The sequence below is a fragment of the Streptomyces sp. NPDC001750 genome, assembly GCF_042892615.1.
Taxonomy (GTDB): Bacteria; Actinomycetota; Actinomycetes; order Streptomycetales; family Streptomycetaceae; genus Streptomyces.
This window is the reverse complement of record NZ_JBIAUE010000001.1, coordinates 211,138-232,371: the sequence shown is the minus strand read 5'-3', so window position 1 is coordinate 232,371 and position 21,234 is coordinate 211,138. Positions and strand designations below refer to the sequence as shown.

20 protein-coding genes and 2 pseudogenes are annotated in these 21,234 nt (G+C 72.6%); 5 read left to right on the top strand and 17 right to left on the bottom strand.

Features of this window, described 5'->3' with window-relative positions; translation table 11 throughout:
- Positions 1 to 47 precede the first annotated feature (47 nt).
- From ACFYY6_RS01010 to deoC, 3 genes are read right to left on the bottom strand one after another with little or no spacing between them, the layout of a single operon-like run.
- Positions 48 to 986 carry an aldehyde dehydrogenase family protein gene (locus ACFYY6_RS01010; RefSeq protein WP_351525792.1) on the bottom strand — a complete coding sequence of 313 codons (939 nt, stop codon included), beginning with the start codon at positions 984 to 986 and terminating at the stop codon, positions 48 to 50.
- On the bottom strand, positions 976 to 2,445 hold the full coding sequence (locus ACFYY6_RS01005) for an aldehyde dehydrogenase family protein (RefSeq protein WP_351628103.1): 1,470 nt from the start codon (positions 2,443 to 2,445) through the stop codon (positions 976 to 978). Before ACFYY6_RS01005 ends, ACFYY6_RS01010 begins: the two co-directional genes overlap by 11 nt.
- 5 nt (positions 2,446 to 2,450) lie before the next feature.
- The gene (deoC, locus tag ACFYY6_RS01000; protein ID WP_351628300.1) at positions 2,451 to 3,500 is read right to left on the bottom strand and encodes a deoxyribose-phosphate aldolase; all 1,050 of its coding nucleotides are present in this window, start codon (positions 3,498 to 3,500) and stop codon (positions 2,451 to 2,453) included.
- 215 nt (positions 3,501 to 3,715) lie between these two features.
- Here deoC and ACFYY6_RS00995 point away from each other — a divergent pair, with 215 nt between their 5' ends.
- Complete coding sequence (locus tag ACFYY6_RS00995; protein WP_351628106.1) at positions 3,716 to 4,369, top strand: PH domain-containing protein; 654 nt, start codon at positions 3,716 to 3,718, stop codon at positions 4,367 to 4,369.
- A gap of 79 nt (positions 4,370 to 4,448) precedes the next feature.
- Here ACFYY6_RS00995 and ACFYY6_RS00990 read toward each other — a convergent pair whose 3' ends face one another.
- The 3 genes and pseudogenes from ACFYY6_RS00990 to ACFYY6_RS00980 all read right to left on the bottom strand — a co-directional run.
- A complete protein-coding gene (locus ACFYY6_RS00990) occupies positions 4,449 to 5,222 on the bottom strand; it encodes a GNAT family N-acetyltransferase (protein ID WP_351525786.1) in 774 nt (257 codons plus the stop codon).
- A gap of 317 nt (positions 5,223 to 5,539) precedes the next feature.
- Complete coding sequence (locus ACFYY6_RS00985; RefSeq protein ID WP_351628303.1) at positions 5,540 to 6,142, bottom strand: dihydrofolate reductase family protein; 603 nt, start codon at positions 6,140 to 6,142, stop codon at positions 5,540 to 5,542.
- 153 nt (positions 6,143 to 6,295) lie between these two features.
- Positions 6,296 to 6,521: pseudogene (locus tag ACFYY6_RS00980) on the bottom strand (transcriptional regulator); the annotation flags it as partial.
- On the opposite strand from ACFYY6_RS00980, the pseudogene ACFYY6_RS00975 reads away from it, so the two are divergent.
- Positions 6,520 to 6,842, top strand: a pseudogene (locus tag ACFYY6_RS00975) (ABC transporter ATP-binding protein); the annotation flags it as partial. The pseudogenes ACFYY6_RS00980 and ACFYY6_RS00975 sit on opposite strands and share 2 nt — an antisense overlap.
- 44 nt (positions 6,843 to 6,886) lie before the next feature.
- On the opposite strand, the gene ACFYY6_RS00970 reads toward ACFYY6_RS00975, so the two are convergent.
- From ACFYY6_RS00970 to ACFYY6_RS00945, 6 genes are all read right to left on the bottom strand, one after another.
- On the bottom strand, positions 6,887 to 7,987 hold the full coding sequence (locus ACFYY6_RS00970) for a DMT family transporter (protein WP_389191135.1): 1,101 nt from the start codon (positions 7,985 to 7,987) through the stop codon (positions 6,887 to 6,889).
- Entirely contained in the window at positions 7,984 to 8,595 is a 612-nt protein-coding gene (locus ACFYY6_RS00965; protein WP_389191132.1) for a TetR/AcrR family transcriptional regulator, read from the bottom strand. The genes ACFYY6_RS00970 and ACFYY6_RS00965 overlap by 4 nt, the downstream gene beginning before the upstream one ends.
- 140 nt (positions 8,596 to 8,735) lie before the next feature.
- The gene (locus tag ACFYY6_RS00960) at positions 8,736 to 9,476 is read right to left on the bottom strand and encodes a hypothetical protein (RefSeq protein ID WP_389191129.1); all 741 of its coding nucleotides are present in this window, start codon (positions 9,474 to 9,476) and stop codon (positions 8,736 to 8,738) included.
- Positions 9,477 to 9,850: 374 nt separating this feature from the next.
- A complete protein-coding gene (locus ACFYY6_RS00955; RefSeq protein WP_351518500.1) occupies positions 9,851 to 11,500 on the bottom strand; it encodes a phospho-sugar mutase in 1,650 nt (549 codons plus the stop codon).
- Between the two features lie 108 nt (positions 11,501 to 11,608).
- A complete protein-coding gene (locus tag ACFYY6_RS00950; RefSeq protein WP_351518498.1) occupies positions 11,609 to 12,433 on the bottom strand; it encodes a purine-nucleoside phosphorylase in 825 nt (274 codons plus the stop codon).
- A gap of 341 nt (positions 12,434 to 12,774) precedes the next feature.
- Complete coding sequence (locus tag ACFYY6_RS00945) at positions 12,775 to 13,212, bottom strand: gamma-glutamylcyclotransferase (RefSeq protein WP_351082125.1); 438 nt, start codon at positions 13,210 to 13,212, stop codon at positions 12,775 to 12,777.
- A gap of 274 nt (positions 13,213 to 13,486) precedes the next feature.
- Here ACFYY6_RS00945 and ACFYY6_RS00940 point away from each other — a divergent pair, with 274 nt between their 5' ends.
- Positions 13,487 to 14,926: an NAD(P)H-quinone dehydrogenase gene (locus ACFYY6_RS00940; RefSeq protein WP_073781657.1), complete on the top strand. Its 1,440-nt coding sequence runs from the start codon at positions 13,487 to 13,489 to the stop codon at positions 14,924 to 14,926.
- A gap of 195 nt (positions 14,927 to 15,121) precedes the next feature.
- Entirely contained in the window at positions 15,122 to 16,111 is a 990-nt protein-coding gene (locus tag ACFYY6_RS00935) for a DeoR/GlpR family DNA-binding transcription regulator (protein ID WP_351628122.1), read from the top strand.
- 227 nt (positions 16,112 to 16,338) lie between these two features.
- Here the strand turns inward: ACFYY6_RS00935 and ACFYY6_RS00930 are convergent, their stop codons facing one another.
- Positions 16,339 to 16,938 carry a TetR family transcriptional regulator gene (locus tag ACFYY6_RS00930; protein ID WP_389191125.1) on the bottom strand — a complete coding sequence of 200 codons (600 nt, stop codon included), beginning with the start codon at positions 16,936 to 16,938 and terminating at the stop codon, positions 16,339 to 16,341.
- A 257-nt stretch (positions 16,939 to 17,195) separates the two neighbouring features.
- Positions 17,196 to 18,959, bottom strand: coding sequence for an acetyl/propionyl/methylcrotonyl-CoA carboxylase subunit alpha (locus tag ACFYY6_RS00925; RefSeq protein WP_389191122.1), 1,764 nt, complete (start codon positions 18,957 to 18,959; stop codon positions 17,196 to 17,198).
- Between the two features lie 440 nt (positions 18,960 to 19,399).
- Here ACFYY6_RS00925 and ACFYY6_RS00920 point away from each other — a divergent pair, with 440 nt between their 5' ends.
- Positions 19,400 to 19,885, top strand: coding sequence for a hypothetical protein (locus ACFYY6_RS00920; RefSeq protein ID WP_351518536.1), 486 nt, complete (start codon positions 19,400 to 19,402; stop codon positions 19,883 to 19,885).
- A gap of 166 nt (positions 19,886 to 20,051) precedes the next feature.
- On the opposite strand, the gene ACFYY6_RS00915 is transcribed toward ACFYY6_RS00920, so the two are convergent.
- The 3 genes from ACFYY6_RS00915 to ACFYY6_RS00905 all read right to left on the bottom strand — a co-directional run bounded on the left by ACFYY6_RS00915 (position 20,052) and on the right by ACFYY6_RS00905 (position 21,216).
- Positions 20,052 to 20,663, bottom strand: coding sequence for a nucleoside triphosphate pyrophosphatase (locus ACFYY6_RS00915; protein WP_351518489.1), 612 nt, complete (start codon positions 20,661 to 20,663; stop codon positions 20,052 to 20,054).
- A gap of 115 nt (positions 20,664 to 20,778) precedes the next feature.
- Positions 20,779 to 20,907 carry a morphogenic membrane protein MmpB gene (gene mmpB / locus ACFYY6_RS00910; RefSeq protein ID WP_274535408.1) on the bottom strand — a complete coding sequence of 43 codons (129 nt, stop codon included), beginning with the start codon at positions 20,905 to 20,907 and terminating at the stop codon, positions 20,779 to 20,781.
- Positions 20,908 to 20,997: 90 nt separating this feature from the next.
- Entirely contained in the window at positions 20,998 to 21,216 is a 219-nt protein-coding gene (locus tag ACFYY6_RS00905) for an acyl-CoA carboxylase subunit epsilon (protein WP_351525263.1), read from the bottom strand.
- Positions 21,217 to 21,234: the final 18 nt, after the last annotated feature.

Below are 21,234 nucleotides of genomic sequence, written 5' to 3'. Positions count from 1 at the left end.
GACCGCCGTCCGGGCCCCGGCCGTCCCGCCCGGGCCCCGGCCCCGGCTCAGTACGAGGAACCCGACACGCCCAGCGCGCCCGTCGGGTGCCAGACCGTCTTGATCTCCAGGAAGGCCGTCAGCCGGTGGGTGCCCGGATCGGCCGACCAGTCGAGGGCGCCCTCCCCGCCCACAGGCTGTGGACGCAGCACGCGCTTCAGGTTGTCCGCCGCCGCGACCTCCAGCTCCTTCGCCAGGCCCGGGTCCGCGCCCGTGAGGTCGATGGCGTTGACGTCCTGGTGGGAGGCGAGCGGCGTCGCGATCTCCGCCGTCCTCCCGGACAGGATGTTCACCACGCCGCCCGGCACGTCGGAGGTGGCCAGCACCTCGCCCAGGGACAGGGCGGGCAGCGGGGACGCGGCCGAGGCGACGACGACCGCGGTGTTGCCGGTCGCGATCACCGGGGCGAGCACCGAGACCAGCCCCAGGAACGAGGACTCCTGCGGCGCCAGGACCGCGACAACCCCGGTCGGTTCGGGCGTCGACAGGTTGAAGAACGGGCCCGCGACCGGGTTCGCCCCGCCCACGATCTGGCCGATCTTGTCGGTCCAGCCCGCGTACCAGACCCAGCGGTCGACCGTCGCGTCCACGACCGCCGCCGCCTTGGACTTCGACAGGCCCTCCGCCTCCGCCACTTCGCGGACGAACTGGTCCCGGCGGCCCTCCAGCATCTCCGCGACGCGGTAGAGGACCTGACCGCGGTTGTACGCGGTCGCGCCCGACCAGCCGCCGAACGCCTTGCGGGCGGCCACGACCGCGTCCCGCGCGTCCTTGCGGGAGGACTGGGGGGCGTTCGCCAGCCACTTGCCCTTCCCCGCCGCGTCAGCGGCTGATGTTTTCGCCGTCACCTCGTACACCCGGCCGCTCTCGGAGCGGGGGAACTTGCCCCCGACGTACAGCTTGTAGGTCTTGAACACGCTCAGACGGTTCGGACGGTTATCGGACATCGAGGTACGCCTCCAGGCCGTGACGACCGCCCTCGCGGCCGAAGCCCGACTCCTTGTAGCCGCCGAACGGCGAGGTCGGGTCGAACTTGTTGAACGTGTTGGCCCAGACGACGCCCGCCCGGAGCTTGTTCGCCACCGCGAGGATGCGGGAGCCCTTCTCCGTCCAGATGCCCGCCGACAGGCCGTACTGGCTGTTGTTGGCCTTGGCGACCGCCTCGTCGGGGGTGCGGAACGTCAGCACGGACAGCACCGGGCCGAAGATCTCGTCGCGCGCGATGGTGTGCGCCTGGGTGACGTTCGTGAACAGCGTCGGCGCGAACCAGTAGCCGGCGGTGGGCAGTTCGCAGGGGGCGGTCCAGCGTTCGGCGCCCTCGGCCTCGCCCGTCTCGGTGAGCGCGGTGATCCGGGCGAGCTGCTCGGCGGAGTTGATCGCGCCGATGTCGGTGTTCTTGTCCAGCGGGTCGCCGAGCCGGAGCGTGGACAGCCGCCGCTTGAGCGCGTCCAGCAGCTCGTCCTGGACCGACTCCTGCACGAGCAGCCGCGAGCCGGCGCAGCAGACCTGGCCCTGGTTGAAGAAGATGCCCGTGACGATGCCCTCGACGGCCTGGTCGACCGGGGCGTCGTCGAAGACGATGTTGGCGCCCTTGCCGCCCAGTTCGAGGGTCACCTTCTTGGAGGTGCCGGCGACCGAGCGGGCGATCCGCTTGCCGACCGCCGTGGAGCCGGTGAACGCCACCTTGTCGACGTCCTGGTGCTCGACGAGCGCCGCGCCCGCGTCCCCGTAACCGGTGAGGATGTTCACGACGCCCTTGGGCAGGCCGGCCTGGCGGCAGATGTCCGCGAAGAACAGCGCGGACAACGGGGTCGTCTCGGCGGGCTTCAGTACCACCGTGTTGCCGGTGGCGAGCGCCGGGGCGACCTTCCACGCCAGCATCAGCAGCGGGAAGTTCCACGGGATGACCTGGCCCGCGACGCCGAGCGGGCGTGGGTCCGCGCCGAAACCGGCGTGATCCAGCTTGTCGGCCCAGCCCGCGTAGTAGAAGAAGTGCGCCGCGACCAGGGGCAGGTCCGCGTCCCGGGTCTCCTTGATCGGCTTGCCGTTGTCGAGGGTTTCGAGGACGGCGAGCTCGCGGCTGCGCTCCTGGATGATCCGGGCGATCCGGAAGAGGTACTTGGCGCGCTCGGAACCGGGCAGCGCCGACCACTTCTCGAATGCCTTGCGGGCCGCCCTCACGGCCCGGTCGACGTCCTCGGAGCCGGCCCGTGCGACCTCGGACAGCACCTCTTCGGTGCTCGGCGAGACCGTCTTGAAGACCCGGCCGTCGGCCGCGTCGGTGAACTCGCCGTCGATGAACAGGCCGTACGAGGGCGCGATGTCGACGACCGCGCGCGACTCGGGTGCGGGCGCGTACTCGAACGCGGAAGCGGATGCGCTTGCGGAAGCGGATGCGGATGTCATGGGGATCAGTCCACCGTCACGTAGTCGGGGCCGGAGTAACGGCCGGTGCTGAGCTTCTGACGTTGCATCAGCAGGTCGTTCAGCAGGCTGGAGGCGCCGAACCGGAACCAGTGGTTGTCCAGCCAGTCCGCGCCCACGGTCTCGTTCACCAGCACCAGGAACTTGATCGCGTCCTTGGACGTGCGGATGCCGCCGGCCGGCTTCACGCCGATCTGCACCCCGGTCTGCGCCCGGAAGTCGCGCACCGCCTCCAGCAGCAGCAGGGTGTTCGCGGGCGTGGCGTTCGTCCCGACCTTGCCGGTCGACGTCTTGATGAAGTCGGCGCCCGCCATCATGCCGAGCCAGGAGGCGCGGCGGATGTTGTCGTACGTGGACAGCTCGCCGGTCTCGAAGATCACCTTCAGCCGGGCGTCGGGGCCGTCGGCCCGCGCGCACTCGGCCTTCACGGCCAGGATCTCCTCGTAGACCTTGAGGTAGCGGCCGGAGAGGAAGGCGCCGCGGTCGATCACCATGTCGATCTCGTCGGCCCCGGCGGCCACGGCCTCGCGGACGTCCGCGAGCTTCACGTCGAGCGCGGCGCGCCCGGCCGGGAAGGCCGTCGCCACGGACGCCACCTTCACGCCGGAGCCGTCGAGCGCGGCGACGGCGGTCTCCACCATGTCGGGGTAGACGCAGACCGCCGCGGTGCGCGGGGTCGTGCGGTCGGGCTCGGCATCCAGGGGATCGGAGGAGAGCCGAGGCGAAGCGTAGCGAAGCGGGTCGGGGTGGACGGCCTTGGTGGCGAGGGCCCGGACCTTGCCCGGGGTGTCCGCGCCTTCCAGCGTCGTCAGGTCGATCATCGAGATGGCCAGATCGATGGCGTACGCCTTGGCCGTCGTCTTGATCGAACGGGTTCCGAGGGACGCGGCGCGCGCTTCGAGGCCGACGGCGTCGACGCCGGGCAGCCCGTGCAGGAAGCGGCGCAGCGCGCTGTCGGACGCGGTCACGTCCGAGAGAGGGGTGCCGCCCTGCTCGAACGCGGTCGAGAGCCTGGGGGAGGGAGCTGTGGTGGGCATGGTCACCAGATGAGCATATCTACGCGCGTAGCGGCGTGTACAGGGGGTGGGGTCCTCCGGGAACTCGCGCGGGGGCGACGGGGTCCGGCCCTTCCGGGGGCCCGGGGCTCCGGTTCCCGCGGGGGCTGCGGGGTCGGCGCCGGGGCGGGATCTGGTGAGATCCGGAGATCCGGCCGCCCTCCCGGACGCGGGCGACGTCAGGCAGAATCGGGCCCATGACGAGCCCCACACCGCCCGCAGAGCCGACCTACGCCGACCGGACCTTCCGGTCGTCCGCCGGGATCGTCGGCGGTGTCCTGCTGCTTCTGTTCCTCTGCTGGCTCGGCGGGGACGCCCTGGTCAAGGGGGACGGCCGGACGCCCTGGCTGGCCCTTGCCGGGCTGCTGACCGCGGTGCCGCTCGTCGTCGCGTTCTCCGTGCGGCCCGCCGTCTTCGCGAACGACCGGCGCATCCGGATCCGCAACCCGTTCCGGACGATCACGCTGCCCTGGACCGAGGTCGCGGATCTGCGCGCCGGGTATTCGAGCGAGCTGTTCACCGAGGACGGCACCAAGTACCAGATGTGGGCGGTTCCGGTGTCGCTGCGGCAGCGCAAGAGGGCGTCCCGGCAGCAGGCCCGGGACGCGGCGACGGATTCCCGCGGCCGGACCCCGGGGCTCGCCGACGTCGGCGACACCAAGTCCCGGATGGCACCGGCCGACCGGACCATGGCGGATCTGCGGGAGATGGCGGAGCGGGCCAAGGCGGTGGCTCCGGAGCCGACGGCCGAGGCTCCGGAAGCCCCCGGCTCGGTGCGGTGGGCGTACGAGGTGATCGCGCCGGCGGTGGCGGGCGTGGTGTTGTTCGTCGTGCTGCTCGCGACCGGCTGAGGCGCGCCGGGGCGGGAACGGGAAGCAGGACCGGGAAGCGGGCCCGGGGCGGGGCGTCCCGCCGCCGGGCGCGCTCCCGTCAGGCGCGTTCGAAGTGGTGCGTACGGCCGACGACCGAGAAGCCGCGGCGTTCGTACCAGTGGCGCGGCCAGTCGGCGGCATCGGCGGTGAGGAACCTCGTACCACAGTCCGCGTCGGCGGCCAGGCGCAGGGCGGTGGTCAGGACCGCGCCCGCGTGGCCTCGCCCGAGATGGGCCTCCGAGGTGATCAGGTCCTCGATCTGGGCCGTGCCCGTCGCCGGATCCAGGTAGAGGTCGGCCCAGGAGGCGACCTCTCCGTCCTCGGCACGGGCGCCGATGAAGTGCACGATGTCGGCCCCGCGGTGGCGGGCCTCGCGCCGGTCGACGAGGTGACGTATCACTTCGTCGTCGGCGTCCGGGAGGAAGCCCCGCCAGCGCCGGGCGAGCGGGATCCGGAACGCGTCGAGGTCCACCACCTCCGCGCCACCGCCCTGCGGGACCGGACCCGTGTGCTGCATGACCAGGCAGACGGAGTGGGAGTAGCCGGCCCGGACCAGCGGTCCCGCGCACGCGCTTCCGAGCTCGTCGTCGAGCACGGAGACCAGCCGGTACGGCAGATGCCCCAGCACCTCGTCCGCGACGGCGGGCAGCGCTTCGGGGCCGGCTGTCCCGTCGGCGGCCGGGTCGATGACGAGCTGGTTGTTCCCGCGGGAGTGGGCGAACGCGTCGTCGAGCACGGCGAATCCGCCCGGGACGTCGACGGTTCGAGCGGCCTGGCGGCGGGCGAAGCCCGACAGGAAGGTGTTGATCCGTTGCAGTTCCGGGGGAGGCATACGCGGCAGCCTAACGACCTCGTCCACGATTGGCAGTGGAGGAAGGAGCGGCGTCTGGAGCCTTCGAATCCAAGGCGGAGGAGGGAGTCGGATGGGGTCTCCCCTGCTCGAAAGCAGCTGAGAGCTCGGGGAAGGAGCGTCGGGGACTGACGACAACGCCGGAGGCGGAGGTCCCAGACGCCGCGACGCCGCTGACAATCGTGGACGAGGTCGTAAGGGCTGTCCCGTAATGCCTGTGTCATCAGACTGCCGCCTGCCGCCTGCCGCCTGCCGTGGTCTGACAGTGGCAGGCGGCGGGTGGCACTCCTGGGGCAGACCTACGACCCCTCGGTGGCCGGGCGGTAGACGCAGAGGTTCACGCCTGTGCCACTGGTGACGGTCGAGACCAGTTCCAGCGTGCGCAGTGCGCGATCGTCGGGGAAGATCGTCTTTCCGCCGCCGAGGAGCACCGGCATGACCATGAGCCGGAGTTCGTCGACCAATCCCTCGCCGAGCAGCGCGCGCACGAGCGTGGGACTGCCCATGACCAGCAGGTCGTCGCCGTCGGACGCGCGCAGCTCCCGGATGCGGTCCATGGCCCGGTCTCCGGGGACGCGAGTGGTGTTGTTCCAGGCCAGCGCGTCGTCGCCCAATGTATCGGACACGACGTACTTCGGGATGTCGTTCATCCGGTCGGCGAACGGGTCGCCCGCCCGCTCGGGCCAGGCGGCTGCCATCGCCTGCCAGGTCCGGCGCCCGAAGAGCAGGGCATCGGCCCGGTTCATGGACTCGCCGATGAAGCCGCCCATCACCTCCGGGTCGAAGAACGCGTGCGACCACCCGCCGTGCGCGAAGTTCCCGTCGGTGTCCTCGTCGGGTCCCCCCGGCGCCTGCACGATGCCGTCCAGGCTCATGAACTCACTGATCACGATGCGTCGCATGGGTCTCGGTTGCTCCTCGTTCGAATCGTCGGTGTACGCGAATGCCGGCGTAGGTAAGTGTCGGTGTACGCGTACCCAAGGGAGACCGCCCGGCCGTCCGGAACTCATCGGACGGTCGGGAAGCCGTGAGGTGCCTGGGGCCGGTGAGGGGCGCCGCTCGGGGGCCGACGACTGCTCACGCAGCGCGGTGAGCTGGTGCGAGGGCTCGACCGCGGGGCTCGTCGAGCGCGGCCGGCGCGAGCATCAGGGCGTCCGCGACGAGCAGTCCGGTCAGCGACTCCGCCGTGATCCCGGTCGGCGTGTGCGGCGCGGTCAGGACCGCCTCGACGCGGTCCGCGTAGGCCGCGCCCGGTTCGTCGGTCACCAGCACCACCCCGGCGGTCGGCCCCAAGACGCTGGTCCTCGACGAGGCGGTGGCCGCGCTGGACGTCTCGATCCGGGCGCAGATCCTCCAGCTCCTGGGCGAGATCCGCCGGGACACCGCAAGGCCCCGGTCTTCGTCGGCCACGACCTGGCGGCCGTCCGGCACATCACGGACGAGGTGCCGGTGATGCGCCGCGGCACGGTGGTGGAACAGGGGCCGACGGTACGGGTCCTGACGGAGGCCCGGGCACCGTACCGTCGGCCGCTGCCGGCCTCGGTGCCGCGGGCCGGATGGGGCCCGGCGGACGCGGTGGAGGTGCGGGCCGCCATGTCCTGAGAGCCAGGAGAAACCGGACAGTTCCGCGTCGGCTCAGCCCTTCCTCAGCCGTCGGCCGGGCCGCCGGTCCGGTACCCGGTCGCGGCGGCGGGCGGCGGCTGGGGCCGCGCGGGCGGGGTCACGCGGCGGTCCACCATGTCCCCGGCGCCGTCCGAGGGCGCCGGTACCGCCGCCGTCCGCCCGGAACCGGCCCGGCGAGGCGTGCGCGGGCGCGTGCGCCGGGAGGGGACGGTCAGCACCCCGAGACAGGCGACGACGAGGACGATCCCTGCCCAGCCGAGGACGGGCAGCCGCTCGCCCACGACCAGCACGGCGAACCCCGCCGCCACGGCGGGCTCCAGCAGGGACAGGGTGGTCGCCGTGCTGACCGGCACGCGGGCCAGGCCGAAGCCGAACAGGACGTACCCGGTGAACATCGGTACCAGCGCCATGTAGAGGCCCACGCCCGCGTTCGTCCAGGAGGCGACCAACGGTGCCCCGGTGGCGAACAGCACCGGCACGAGCATCAGCCCGCCCAGCCCGAAAACCGAGCCCATGGCCGCGCGCGACGGTACGCCGTGGGTGATGAGGCGGTGCGCCGCCCATGCGTACACGGCGTAGGTCGCACCCGCGAGCAGCCCGAGGCCCACGCCGACGACGGTCCGGGCGGCGGAGCCCGTACCTGGCCCGGATCCCGCGCCGGCCCCTGCCGCCTCGGCCGCGCACAGCAGCACGGTGCCGGCCACTCCCAGCGCCGCGCCCGCCATCCAGCGCCGCGACAGGCGCCGTCGGTCGATGACCCGCTCGATCAGCGCCGAGGCCAGCGGGGCGGAGCCGATGGAGACGACCGTGCCCACCGCGACACCGGCCAGACGCATGGAGGTGTAGAACGCCAGCGGGTACAGCGCCACCCCCGCCCCGCCGACGAGCACGGACCGCCACCGTGCCCGGAGGCTCGCGCGGAACCGCGCGATGCTCCGCCCGGCCACCGCCGCCTGGAGCAGCCCGCCCAGGCCCATCGCCGCGGCTCCGATCGCCAGCGGCCCCACCTGTGGCGCGAACGTCGCCGCCGTGCCCGTGGTGCCCCACAGCACCGAGGCCACCAGCACGGCGAGCGCGCCCGCCCCCGCGCCCGTGCCGACGGAGTGGTCGGCGGTCCGCGTCACAGGTCGTCCACCAGGCGCGCCGCCAGGTCGCGGGCGTGCCGCATCCGCGCGTCGTCCCCTTCGAGGCCCGCGCGCACGATGGCGCCTTCGAGCAGGAACGCCAGGTGCTCGGCCGTGGCGCGGACCTTCTCCTCCCGACCGGGCAGCAGCTCCGTCAGGTGGCTGGCCAGGATGGCCTCCACCTCTTCCTTGTGCCGCCGCACCACCGTCCGGCCCTCGTGACCGCCTGGCAGTTCGGCGGCGGCGTTGAGCAGCCCGCATCCCCGGAACCCGTGCTCGTAGGCGAGCCGGGCGTGATCGGCGTAGGCGTCGAAGACGGCGAGCACGGCCTCGCGCGGGCCCCGGGCTCCGGCCAGGCGCTCCCGGTAGAGGCCGAGCCACTCCTCGTGCCGGGCCTGGAGGTAGGCGCGGACCAGATCGGCCTTGGAGTCGAAGTTGTTGTAGAGGCTCATCTTCGCCACGCCGGCCTCGGCCGTGATCGTGTCGATCCCCGTCGCCGCCACGCCGTCGGCGTAGAACCGGCGCGCCGCGGCATCGAGGATCCGGGTCCGCGCGGCCCCGCGCCTGCGCGTCACCGGCAGTTTCCCGGTGGCTTCCGTATCGGGCATGGCTGCCCCCTCTCCGTTATTAGGTAGGTCAGTCTATCTAATAACGGAGAGGGGGCAGGATGGGCGAGGTATGTGGTGGGACCCGGCTCGATTCCGGCGATCCGGCGCCCGTGTCATGTCGTGTCGTGAGGGGGGGTGGCTCAGTAGTCCCAGTCGTCGCCCCAGCCGCCGCCGTAGCCGTGCCGGACCACCCGGAAGCTCGCGCCCACGCCGTTGAACACGGACACGCCTCCCTGGACGTGCTGCGGGATCACGCCCGAGGTGTCGCCGTACGGGCCGACGATCGCGATCGGGCCGCCGTTGTCGCAGGTCGCCCCGGAGAAGACCTCGACGGTCATCCGGCTCTCGTTGAAGATGTTGAAGCTGGTGGAACCGAGGCCGCTGGCCGCGGTGACGCAGCCGTCGGGGTAGGCGGGGTACGTGCGCTCGTTGAAGTGGATGCGGCCCACGCGGTGATGGTCCCCGCCGTGCCCTCCGTCGTGGCCCCGACCCTCGTCACCGCCCCCGCCCCCGCGCCCGCCGTCCTCGTCGTCGCCCCGGTCGCCGCCGCCGCGGCCCCGATCCTCGTCACCGCCCCCGCCCCTGCCGTTCTCGTCGTCGCCCCGGTCGCCCCCGCCGCCCTCTTCTCCTCCGCGCCCCTGTTCGTCGCCCCCGCTCTCGGCGCCGCCAGCTCCGGCAGCGTCCTTGCCTCCCTTCGGTGCGGTGGCCCCGTCGTGTGCGGCGGGCGCGGCGGGGGCCGCGGCGGCGACCGGGGGTTTCTCGGGCTTCTCCGGGGCGTCGGCCGAGGTGAGGCCGGAGCCGGTGGCGGCCAGGGCCGCCGCGGCCGCGGCGGCGACGGCGACGGTGGTGGTGGCCGTGATGATGGTGGAACGCGTGGCCATGTCACTTTCTCCTGTCTGGGAGCGGTCGGTTGAGTAATCGACCCGTGACTGAACGTACTTTTGCTCACCATTCGTGTCATGTCGGGGCATTCGAACGGATGGCGTCGGTGGGCCGCCGGGGCCGCGGACCGTGCTCGGCTCGGCGGCGCGGGGGCCGTGACGCCGCTGCCGGTGCTGCCCGGCCGGCTCCGGCCTCAGCAGGGCCCGCCCCGGTCGCAGGGGACCGGGAATCGGAGCAGGCCGCCGACCCCGGCCCGGGAACAGGGCCGAACAGGGCCAGGAACGGGTCCGGGAACGGGTCCGGGCCGTGCCCTCGTACCGGGGCCGCACAGCAGGCGGCAGTACGAGGACACGGCCCGGCGGGCCCCAAGGCGTCAGATCCCGGCGGCCACCGCCAGATCCCGCTTGATCGCGTCCAGCAGTCGCGCTCCCTCCGCGCGGGCCTCGGGCAGGCCGTCCGCCGAACCGACCGGCACCACGACCTCCAGGTAGCACTTGAGCTTCGGCTCGGTGCCGCTGGGGCGGACGATCACCCGGGCGCCCCGGAGGTGGTAGCGCAGCCCGTCCGTGGGCGGCAGCTGCGCGCTGCCCCGCGACAGGTCCTCGGCCGAGACGACGTCGAGGCCGCCGAGCGCGGCGGGCGGACTCTCGCGCAGCCGCCGCATGGCGTCGGCGATGACCGACAGGTCCTGCACCCGCACCGACAACTGGTCGGTCGCGTGCAGCCCGTGCTCGACCGCCAGGTCGTCGAGGAGATCGAGGAGCGTACGCCCGCGCTCCTTGAGCAAGGAGGCGAGTTCGGCGACGAGCAGCGCCGCTGTGATGCCGTCCTTGTCGCGTACGCCCTCCGGGTCGACGCAGTAGCCGAGTGCCTCCTCGTAGCCGTACCGCAGGCCGTCCACCCGGGCGATCCACTTGAAGCCGGTCAGCGTCTCCTCGTACCCGAGACCCGCCCGCTCGGCGATCCTCCCGAGCAGCGAGGAGGACACGATCGACTCGGCGAACACGCCCGCGGCGCCCCGGTCCACCAGATGGGCGGCGAGCAGCGCGCCGACCTCGTCGCCGCGCAGCATCCGCCAGCCGCCGTCGGCCGCCGGGTCCGGGACGGCGACGGCGCAGCGGTCGGCGTCCGGGTCGTTGGCGATGACGAGATCGGGCCCGGCCCGGCGCGCGGTCGCGAAGGCGAGATCCATCGCACCGGGCTCCTCCGGGTTGGGGAAGGCGACGGTGGGGAACGCCGGGTCGGGCTCGGCCTGTTCGGCGACGAGCACCGGCTCCGGGAACCCGGCGCGGGCGAAGGCGGCGGTCAGCACGGAGGTGCCGACGCCGTGCATCGCCGTGTACACGACCCGGGCGGTGCGCGGCGATCCGGCGGCGAGCACGGCGTCCGTACGGGCCAGGTACGCGTCCAGGACCTCGTCGCCGAGGATCTCCCAGCCGTCCTCGGGGCGGGGCACGGTGTCCAGCGGACCGACCGCGGCGATCTCGGCGGCGATCCGGGCGTCCGCCGGGGGGACGATCTGCGAGCCGTCGCCGAGGTAGACCTTGTAGCCGTTGTCGCGCGGCGGGTTGTGGCTGGCGGTCACCTCGACGCCCGCGACGGCCCCCAGATGCCGTATGGCGTACGCGAGCACGGGGGTGGGCAGCGGACGCGGGAGCACGGCCGCGCGCAGGCCCGCGCCGGTCATCACGGCGGCGGTGTCGCGCGCGAAGTCGGCCGACTTGTACCGGGCGTCGTACCCGATGACGACGAGCCCGTCGCCCTGCCCCTCGGCCTTGAGGTACGCGGCGAGCCCGGCCGCGGCCCGGATGACGACGGCGCGGTTCATCCGCATCGGCCCGGCCCCCAGCTCGCCGCGCAGCCCGGCCGTGCCGAACTGGAGCGTGCCGGCGAACCGCGCGGCGATCTCGGCGGCGCTCCCGGCGTCTTCGGCCTCGATGAGCGCGGCCAGCTCGTCACGGGTCTCGGGGTCGGGATCCTCGGCGAGCCACGTCCTGGCCCTGGCCATGAGGTCCTGCTGCATGGGTCCGCCTTTCTGCGGGGTGGGTTGGGGGAGCGGCGACGCGGGCGCGGAATCCGTTCCGGGTCCGTCGCGTCGGGTCCGTCACGCGCGCCGCGATCGGTGCCCGGCTCAGATGCGTTCGAGCACCCGGGCCAGCAGCGCGCCCATCCGCGTGGCGGAGTCCCGCCCCGCCTGGAGGACCTCCTCGTGGTTGAGCGGTTCGCCGCTCAGCCCGGCCGCCAGGTTGGTGACCAGCGAGATGCCCAGCACCTCGGCCCCCGCCTCGCGTGCGGCGATCGCCTCCAGCACGGTGGACATGCCGACCAGGTCGCCGCCCATGACCCGGACCATGTTGATCTCGGCGGGCGTCTCGTAGTGCGGGCCGGGGAACTGCACGTACACACCCTCTTCGAGGGTGTCGTCGATCTCCTTGCACAGCGTGCGCAGCCGCGGCGAGTAGAGGTCGGTCAGATCGACGAAGTTGGCGCCGACGATGGGCGACGCCGCGGTCAGATTGATGTGGTCGCTGATCAGGACCGGCTGGCCGGGACGCATGCCCTCGCGCAGCCCGCCGCATCCGTTGGTCAGGACGACTGTCTTGCAGCCCGCGGCGACAGCGGTGCGCACCCCGTGCGCGACGGCGGCGACGCCGCGGCCCTCGTAGAAGTGCGTACGGCCCAGGAAGACCAGGGCCCGCTTCTCGCCGATCCGGTACGAACGGATCGTGCCGCCGTGCCCCTGCACGGCGGGCGCCGGGAAACCGGGGAGTTCGGTCACCGGGAACTCGGCCTCCGGAATGCCGAGCGCGTCGCCCGCCGGAGCCCAGCCGGAACCCATCACGAGCGCGACGTCGTGGGTCTCGGTACCGGTCAGCTCGCGCAGGCGGGCGGCGGCGGCGTCGGCGGCGGCCCGGGGGTCGCCCTGGATGTGGTCCGGAATAACTGATGCGTTCACGCGGACGAGCGTAACCGCTGATTCCCTACGCGCGTAGATGCCCACGTGCAGAGACTGCGCAGGCTTTCTCGTGCAATCACACAAAATTGCCGGTGGCGAGGGGAATTTCGGGCGCGCGCGGGCCGGAAAGGCTCCCCGGCCCGCGGCCCGCGCGACCCGTGGCCCGTGGTCCGTGGCCGTACGGGATCGGTCACGGGGTGGGCGCGGCGCATCGCCGGGGTCAGCACCGGTGCCGGGCCCGGCGCGCGGCCGGGATCGGCGCGGGGTCGGGTCCGGCGCAGTAGCGGGTCGGGCGCGGCTCAGCAGATGTCCGGCACGGGCCGGCGGAGGGCCGGCACGGGTCAGCAGGGGCGCTTGCGCAGTTCCATCACGTAGTCGTGCGGTGCGCCCGCGGACTCCGCCGCGTCCGCGATCTCGCCGAGGTAGCGGGCGGAGGGCAGGCCGCCCTCGTATCCGTTCAGCACGTACATCCAGGCCGGTTCCTCACCGTCCAGGGTGTGCACGCGCACCCGCATCCGCCGGTAGATGTCGAGGCCGACACCCTCCCAGCGGTCCATGGAGTCCTCGTCCATCGGCGCGATGTCGTACAGCGCCACGAAGACCTGGGAGCGGGGGGCCTCCACCACCGTGGCGAGCGCGCCTTCCCAGCCCATCTGCTCGCCACCGAAGGTCAGCCGCCAGCCGTTGAGCCAGCCGGTGCCGCGCAGCGGGGAATGCGGTGCGCGGCGTGTCATCAGCCGCGCGTCGAGGTTGCCGGCGTACGCGGCGTAGAGCGACATGTGATCGAGGGTACGGGAGGTAGCGGCCGGATCGTCGATTCCGGGGCGCAAGACCCCTTACGGGGGTCGTCGGGGGCGCCGCGGGCCACCCGCTCGCGGCAGTCGGCGCGCGGGGTGACCGGGCCCCGCCCGCACGGATGGAGGGCCCCGGGGCGAAGCACCTTGGCGCGTGCGGGACAATGAAGTACGTACTGCATTCCCCCGGGGCGATCCCCCGGACCCCCGGCCGGGGTGGCGGACGGCCGCGGGATGACACATACGAGGCGGACTTTTCGTGACCCGGATCGTGATCATCGGCGGCGGACCCGGCGGCTACGAGGCGGCGCTGGTGGGCGCCCAGCTCGGTGCGGAGGTGACCGTCGTCGACTGCGACGGCCTCGGCGGAGCGTCCGTGCTCACCGACTGCGTGCCCTCGAAGACCCTGATCGCCACGGCGGAGGTGATGACCACCTTCGACTCCTCGTACGAGGAACTGGGCATCATCGTCGCCGACGACACCCCCCACATCGACCAGGCGGCCCGCGTGGTCGGCGTCGACCTCGGCAAGGTCAACCGGCGTGTGAAGCGCCTGGCGCTCGCCCAGTCCCACGACATCACGGCCTCCGTCACCCGCGCCGGGGCGCGCGTGCTGCGCGGCCGGGGCCGTCTGGAGGGCCTCCAGGCCGCAGACGGCTCCCGTACGGTCGTCGTGACCGCCGCCGACGGCACGGAGGAGCGGCTCACCGCCGACGCCGTGCTGATCGCGACCGGTGGCCACCCCCGGGAGATTCCGGACGCGCAGCCCGACGGCGAGCGCATCCTGAACTGGACCCAGGTCTACGACCTCGACGAACTCCCCGAGGAGCTCATCGTGGTCGGCTCCGGTGTGACGGGCGCCGAGTTCGCGGGCGCGTACCAGGCGCTCGGCTCGCGCGTCACCCTGGTCTCGTCCCGCGACCGGGTGCTGCCGGGCGAGGACCCGGACGCCGCCGCCGTGCTGGAGGACGTCTTCCGGCGCCGCGGCATGAACGTGATGGCCCGCTCCCGCGCCCAGGCCGCCAAGCGTGTCGGCGACCGCGTGGAGGTCACCCTGGCCGACGGACGGGTCATCTCCGGCACGCACTGCCTGATGGCCGTCGGAGCGATCCCGAACAGCGCGGGCATGGGCCTGGAGGAGGCCGGGGTCAGGCTCAAGGAGTCCGGCCACATCTGGACCGACAAGGTCTCCCGCACCACCGCCCCCGGTGTCTACGCGGCCGGTGACGTCACCGGGGTCTTCGCCCTCGCCTCGGTCGCCGCCATGCAGGGCCGGATCGCGATGTACCACTTCCTCGGCGACGCGGTGGCCCCGCTGGACCTGAAGACGGTGTCCTCCAACGTCTTCACCGACCCCGAGATCGCCACCGTCGGCTACACCCAGGCCGACGTCGACTCCGGCGCGATCGACGCCCGCGTGGTCAAGCTGCCGCTGCTGCGCAACCCGCGCGCCAAGATGCAGGGCATCCGCGACGGCTTCGTCAAGATCTTCTGCCGTCCCGGTACCGGCATCGTGGTCGGCGGCTGTGTCGTCGCGCCACGGGCGAGTGAACTGATCCACCCGATCTCGATCGCGGTCGACAACAATTTGACGGTGGAACAGATCGCAAACACGTTCACCGTGTACCCGTCCCTGTCGGGTTCGATCGCTGAGGTGGCACGGCAGTTGCACACCCGTAAGCGGGCGGGCGACGCGTAGGCCCCTCCGGACCTCGGGGAATCCGGCGGTCGCCGACGACACCCGGCAACTCGGGCGGTGGAACGACCGTCGGACGATCAGTACGGAACAACAACAGGGCCGCTTATACCACTTGGCGACCCCTTGTATGTGCAACTTCTGCTATTCGGTGCAAAGTGCTGAAAACGCTCGGGCGATCACGTTACTGTCAGTTTCGTGTTCGCTGCAGAACGTCGCCAATTGATCCTCGAAATGGTGCGCGCCAACGGGGCGGTATCGCTCCGTGAGCTCGCCCGTGTCGTCCAGACCTCCGAAGTGACCGTACGGCGGGACGTGCGGGCGTTGGAGGCGGAAGGACTCCTCGACCGCCGGCACGGTGGTGCGGTACTGCCGGGTGGGTTCACGCGGGAGTCCGGCTTCCCGCAGAAATCCCATCTCGCCACGGCGGAGAAGACCGCCATCGCCGATGTGGCCGCCGGACTCGTCGAAGAGGGCGAGGCCATCGTCGTGGGGGCCGGTACGACCACGCAGGAGCTGGCCCGCAGACTCGCGCGCGTGCCCGGCCTGACCGTCGTGACCAACTCCCTGCTGGTCGCCCAGGCGTTGGCCCATGCCAACCGGGTGGAGGTGGTGATGACCGGCGGCACGCTGCGCGGTTCGAACTACGCGCTGGTGGGCAGCGGGGCCGAGCAGTCCCTCCAGGGGCTGCGGGTCTCGCGGGCGTTCCTCTCGGGGAGCGGGCTCACCGCCGAGCGCGGCCTCTCCACGTCCAACATGCTCTCGGCGAGCGTGGACCGGGCCCTGGTGCAGGCCGCGGCGGAAGTGGTGGTCCTGGCGGACCACACCAAGCTCGGTTCCGACACCATGTTCCAGACGGTGCCGACGGATCTCATCACCCGTCTCGTGACGGACGAGCCGCCCGGCCACGACGACCGCGCCGCCACCGAACTCCAGGCCCTGGCGGACCAGGGCGTACAGATCGCGGTGGCCGGCGCGGGAAGCGGAAGCCCGGGGACGGCCGAGGCGCCGCCGTCGGGACGGCAGGTGCGCCGCGACATGCCGCTGCCCGGCCAGCGCCGTACCCGCGGTGGCCACGGGAAGCCGACAGCACCGCTGCGCGGCGCCGCGGCGCTGCCGGACCAGGGACAGGCGCAGGGGCAGGCGCAGCAGGACCGGGCGAGGGTGGCGGACCTGCGACGCCGATAGGCGCGCGCCCGAGAAGCCGCGCGTCCCATGGGTCCGGCAGCGGCCGGTACGGATTGGTGGGGCTGCTACGGGCCGCGGCATGGCCGGTACGGGACGGTCGCGCCCGATGCGGGCCGATGGGCATACGGGGCCGGGACCGGCCCCGTGCGGGGCCGCGGGGCGGTACCGATACGGCTCGATGGCGCCGACAGCGCCGACGAGGTCGTTACGGCGAGGTGTGCGCGGGTTCAACCGCCTTCCACGCCAGGCCCCTTCAGCCCACGCAGGGTCAACATCAGCAGTCGGTCCGCCAGTTCGGGGTCGTCCGGCGACTGCTCCGACGCCAGCGCGATCGCATTCGTCAGCTGCATCAGGTCGTCGATGGACACCTCGGTCCGTACGGCCCCGCACGCCTGAGCCCGCGCCAGCAGGGCCGCCCCCGCCTCGCGCAGCGGCACGTTGCACTGCGCGAGGGCCGAAGTCTCGTCCCGTGACGTCGACATGAGCGCCTGCGCCAGGCCCCGGTACGCGCCCGCGTGGGTGATGATCGCGCCCAGCCACTCCACCAGACCCCGGCACGGCTGCTCCGCCGCGGCGAGTTCGCGGGACCGGCCGATCAGCTCGGCCAGGGCCTCCTGGAAGACGGCGTTCATCAGCGCGTGCCGGTTCGGGAAGTGCCGGTACAACGTGCCGATCCCGACCCCCGCACGGCGTGCGATGTCCTCCAGGGCCGCGTCGGTGCCGTGCTCCGAGAAGGCGGTACGGGCCGCGCTCAGCAGCCGGTCGTAGTTGCGGCGAGCGTCCGCGCGCATGGGCCGGGACGGCGTCCGTGCCGTGCTCGTCACCATCAAGCCTCCCTCGTCATCCGCCCCGTGATCCAGGATGCCATCGCGGACGGGCGGCCCGGGGACTCCTCGCGCGAACGACCGGGCCCCCGCGGGTGCCTTTCGGCTTCGCGGGGGCCCGGTGCGCAACGTCCGACGGGAGACGTCCGGCGGGAGACGTCCGGCGGGAGACGTCCGGAAGGGAATGTCCGGAACGGAGCGTCCGACGTGGAACGTCCGGTGCGGGGCGGCCGGTGGCAGTCCGGCCGCCCGGACGGATGTCAGTCCTTGATCTCGCAGATCACGGCGCCGGAGGAGATGGAGCTGCCTACCTCGGTGGCGAGTCCCTTGATGGTGCCGGCACGGTGAGCGTTCAGCGGCTGCTCCATCTTCATGGCCTCCAGGACGACGACGAGGTCGCCCTCCTGCACCTGCTGGCCCTCCTCCACGGCGATCTTGACGATGGTGCCCTGCATCGGGGACGCCAGGGTGTCGCCGGAGACCGCGGAGCCGGACTTCTTCGCGGCGCGGCGCTTGGGCTTGGCGCCCGCCGCGAGACCGGTGCGGGCCAGGCTCATGCCCAGCGACGACGGCAGCGAGACCTCCAGGCGCTTGCCGCCGACCTCGACGACGACGGTCTCGCGACCCGCTTCCTCCTCGGCCTCCGCGTCGGCGGGGGCGGCGAAGGGCTTGATGTCGTTGACGAACTCGGTCTCGATCCAGCGGGTGTGGACCTTGAACGGGGTGCCGTCGGCCGGGGCGAACGCCGGGTCGGCGACGACCGCGCGGTGGAACGGGATGGCGGTGGCCATGCCCTCGACGTTGAACTCGGCCAGTGCGCGGGCCGCCCGCTGAAGGGCCTGCTCGCGGGTCGCGCCGGTCACGATCAGCTTCGCCAGCAGCGAGTCCCAGGCGGGGCCGATCACACTGCCGGACTCCACGCCCGCGTCCAGACGGACCCCGGGGCCGCTCGGCGGGGCGAAGACGGCCACCGTGCCCGGGGCGGGCAGGAAGTTCCGGCCCGGGTCCTCGCCGTTGATCCGGAACTCGAAGGAGTGACCCCTTATGACCGGGTCGCCGTAGCCGAGCTCCTCGCCGTCGGCGATGCGGAACATCTCGCGCACGAGGTCGAGACCGGTGACCTCCTCGGTGACCGGGTGCTCGACCTGGAGGCGGGTGTTGACCTCCAGGAAGGAGATGGTGCCGTCCGCGCCGACCAGGAACTCGACCGTGCCCGCGCCGACGTAACCGGCCTCCTTGAGGATGGCCTTCGACGCCGCGTACAGCTCGGCGTTCTGCTTCTCGGAGAGGAACGGCGCGGGGGCCTCCTCGACCAGCTTCTGGTGGCGGCGCTGGAGCGAGCAGTCACGGGTGGAGACCACGACCACATTGCCGTGCTTGTCGGCCAGGCACTGCGTCTCCACGTGGCGCGGCTTGTCCAGGTAGCGCTCCACGAAGCACTCGCCGCGGCCGAACGCGGCCACGGCCTCGCGGACGGCGGAGTCGTACAGCTCCGGGATCTCCTCCAGCGTGCGCGCCACCTTCAGACCGCGGCCGCCGCCACCGAACGCGGCCTTGATCGCGATCGGCAGTCCGTGCTGCTCGGCGAACGCCACGACCTCGGCGGAGCCCTCGACCGGGTCGGGCGTGCCGGCCACCAGCGGGGCACCGGCGCGCTGCGCGATGTGACGGGCGGCGACCTTGTCACCGAGGTCCCGGATCGCCTGCGGCGGCGGGCCGATCCACGTCAGGCCCGCGTCGATGACGGCCTGGGCGAACTCGGCGTTCTCCGACAGGAAGCCGTAGCCCGGGTGGATCGCGTCCGCCTCCGAGTCCTTGGCGGCCTGGAGCACCTTGGCCATGTCCAGGTAGCTGGTGGCGGGGGTGTCACCGCCCAGGGCGAACGCCTCGTCGGCCGCGCGGACGTGCAGAGCGTCACGGTCCGGGTCGGCGTAGACGGCTACGCTCCCGATCCCGGCATCCCGGCATGCCCGGGCTACGCGGACAGCGATTTCGCCACGGTTGGCGATGAGCACCTTGCGCACGATGGCTCCCTCCTTGAAACAAGCTGAGTTTAGGGACTACCGACACGGCGCTACGACCCGTCCCCAATGGTGAGCTTGCCCACACGGAGTGTGATTCGAGGCTTGCTCAAGTCGCGAAATCCCTTGTGGCACCACGGTACGCCGGGATTCATGACCGCACAGTAGCCACGAGGTGTGGTCCGGGTCTCTGTTCATGCGACCAGCCGCGTCCGGCTTTTCTTTGTGGAGTCCCCACTAATGGACGAACGATTCTTTGCCCGGCGCGCGAAAGGGTGCGAGCCGTGCGGGGCGCGCACGGGTGAGAGGCGGTGTGGCGCGGGTGCGGGAGAGGGTGTGGGCCGCACGAGGTCTTGTCCCAGGCGTTACCGGTTAGTAGGGTCCGCGCTGTCGGACGTACTGCAGGTAACACGTACTACGGGTGACAGGAGGTGTGCGCCGTGATGCGCAGACCGGTGGCGTTCGTGGCCGCGCTCGCGTTGTTCGCGGAGGCCGTGGGCGTCGTGCTCGTCAACGGCATCCTCGCGACGGTCGTCGAGAACCAGGACATGTCCCTGGCCGGTCTCGAACCCGGCGCCATGTCCGGCGGCACCTGGGCGATGGGCGGCGTGTCCGGGCTCTGCCTGCTGCTGTGCGGGATGGTCCTGCTGCTGACCGGCGTGCGCGACCGGGCCCCGGGCCGGCTCGGCCGCATCGCCCTCATCGTCTGCGCCGTGGCGCACGGGGTGCTGGGGGCGCTGGCGGTGGGGCTGCTCGGCTGGATCGCGTTCGCGTTCCTGATGACGGTGCTCGGGCTGATCGTGCTGACGCTGGTGGTGTACGGCCCCGAGGACGAGCGGCCCGCCGGCGTCGAACCGTCCGCCGTCCGGGGGCCCGCGGAGGACGGATCCGCGGACGGGACCGGGCCGGGTGCCCCGGCGGCGGTCTGACGGGCGGGTTCGACGGAAGGAGGCCGACCGGAGACGGTGCGGCCCGCGTGGGGCCGGACGAGCGGCGAGGACCGGCCCCGCCGCGATCGGCCGAAGGGGACGACGCCAGGGGCCTGCCGGGAGTGGCCCGATCGGGTGGCCCGCTGGAGGGGCCGACGGGGAGGGCTCAGGCCCAAAGGTCGGTGACGGAGATCCCCAGTTCGCCCAGGAGCCGGCGCAGCAGCGGCAGCGAGAGCCCGATGACGTTGCCGTGGTCGCCCTCGATCGAGTCGACGAACGGGGCCGAACGGCCGTCCAGGGTGAACGCACCCGCCACGTGGAGCGGCTCGCCGGAGGCCACGTAGGCGGCGATCTCGGCGTCCGTCGGTTCACCGAAACGCACGGTCGTGGACGCGGTCGCCGAGGCCGTGCGTCCGGTGGCGGTGTCGACCACGCTGTGGCCGGTGCGCAGCACCCCGGCGCGGCCGCGCATGGACTTCCAGCGGGCGGTTGCCTCCTCGGCGTCGGCGGGCTTGCCGAGTGCCTGACCGTCGAGTTCGAGTACCGAGTCGCACCCGACGACCAGGGCGCCGGCCGTCTCCGGCAGGCCGGCCACGGCCGCGGCCTTCGCCTCGGCGAGCACCAGCGCCAGTTCGGCCGGGGTCGGAGCGCTCAGCGCGTCCTCGTCCACGCCGCTGACGATCACCTCGGGCGCGAATCCGGCCTGTCGCAGCAGACCGAGACGGGCGGGGGAGGCGGAGGCGAGCACGAGACGGCGCTGATCTGTCATACGCGCCATCGTAGAAGGGGCAGAAGGTGGTCCGGCCCGCCGGTCGGCCCGCCCGGGCCGAAGTCCGCCGTGCCGGGGTCCGTCGGGCCGTTCCGCCGGTCGCGGATCCCGGCCGCTCCGGCTCTCAGCGGATTCCGAGCACCAGCATCCCGACGAGCATCGCGAGAGCGAGCACCAGGCCCGCGCGCCGGATCATGTCCTGGGCGTCGCGCAGTTCCTTCGGCGGCTTGTTCTCGGGATCGGACCACAGCATGATCCGATCCTGCTGCGACCGCGCATCACGGCGCCTGAGTACCCGTACTCAGGCGCCGTGATGCCTACGGGCCAGATCGTGCCCGGCGCGTCACCCGGGCCAGTACGTCCGTGCCCAGGCGCGCGGCCCCGGCACATGGCGCGCACGGCGGGCGATGCGCCCCGGGTCGGCCCACTGTCCGGGCAGCGCCGACCTGCCGGAGGACGCGTCGGACGCCGCTGCCGTCGTCGCTGCGGCGCGCGCCCGGACCACCGTGAGCGCGGCGGCCAGCTCCTCGGGGGTCGGGTTGCCCCGTACGACCTTGATCATGGCAATGACCCTTTCCGG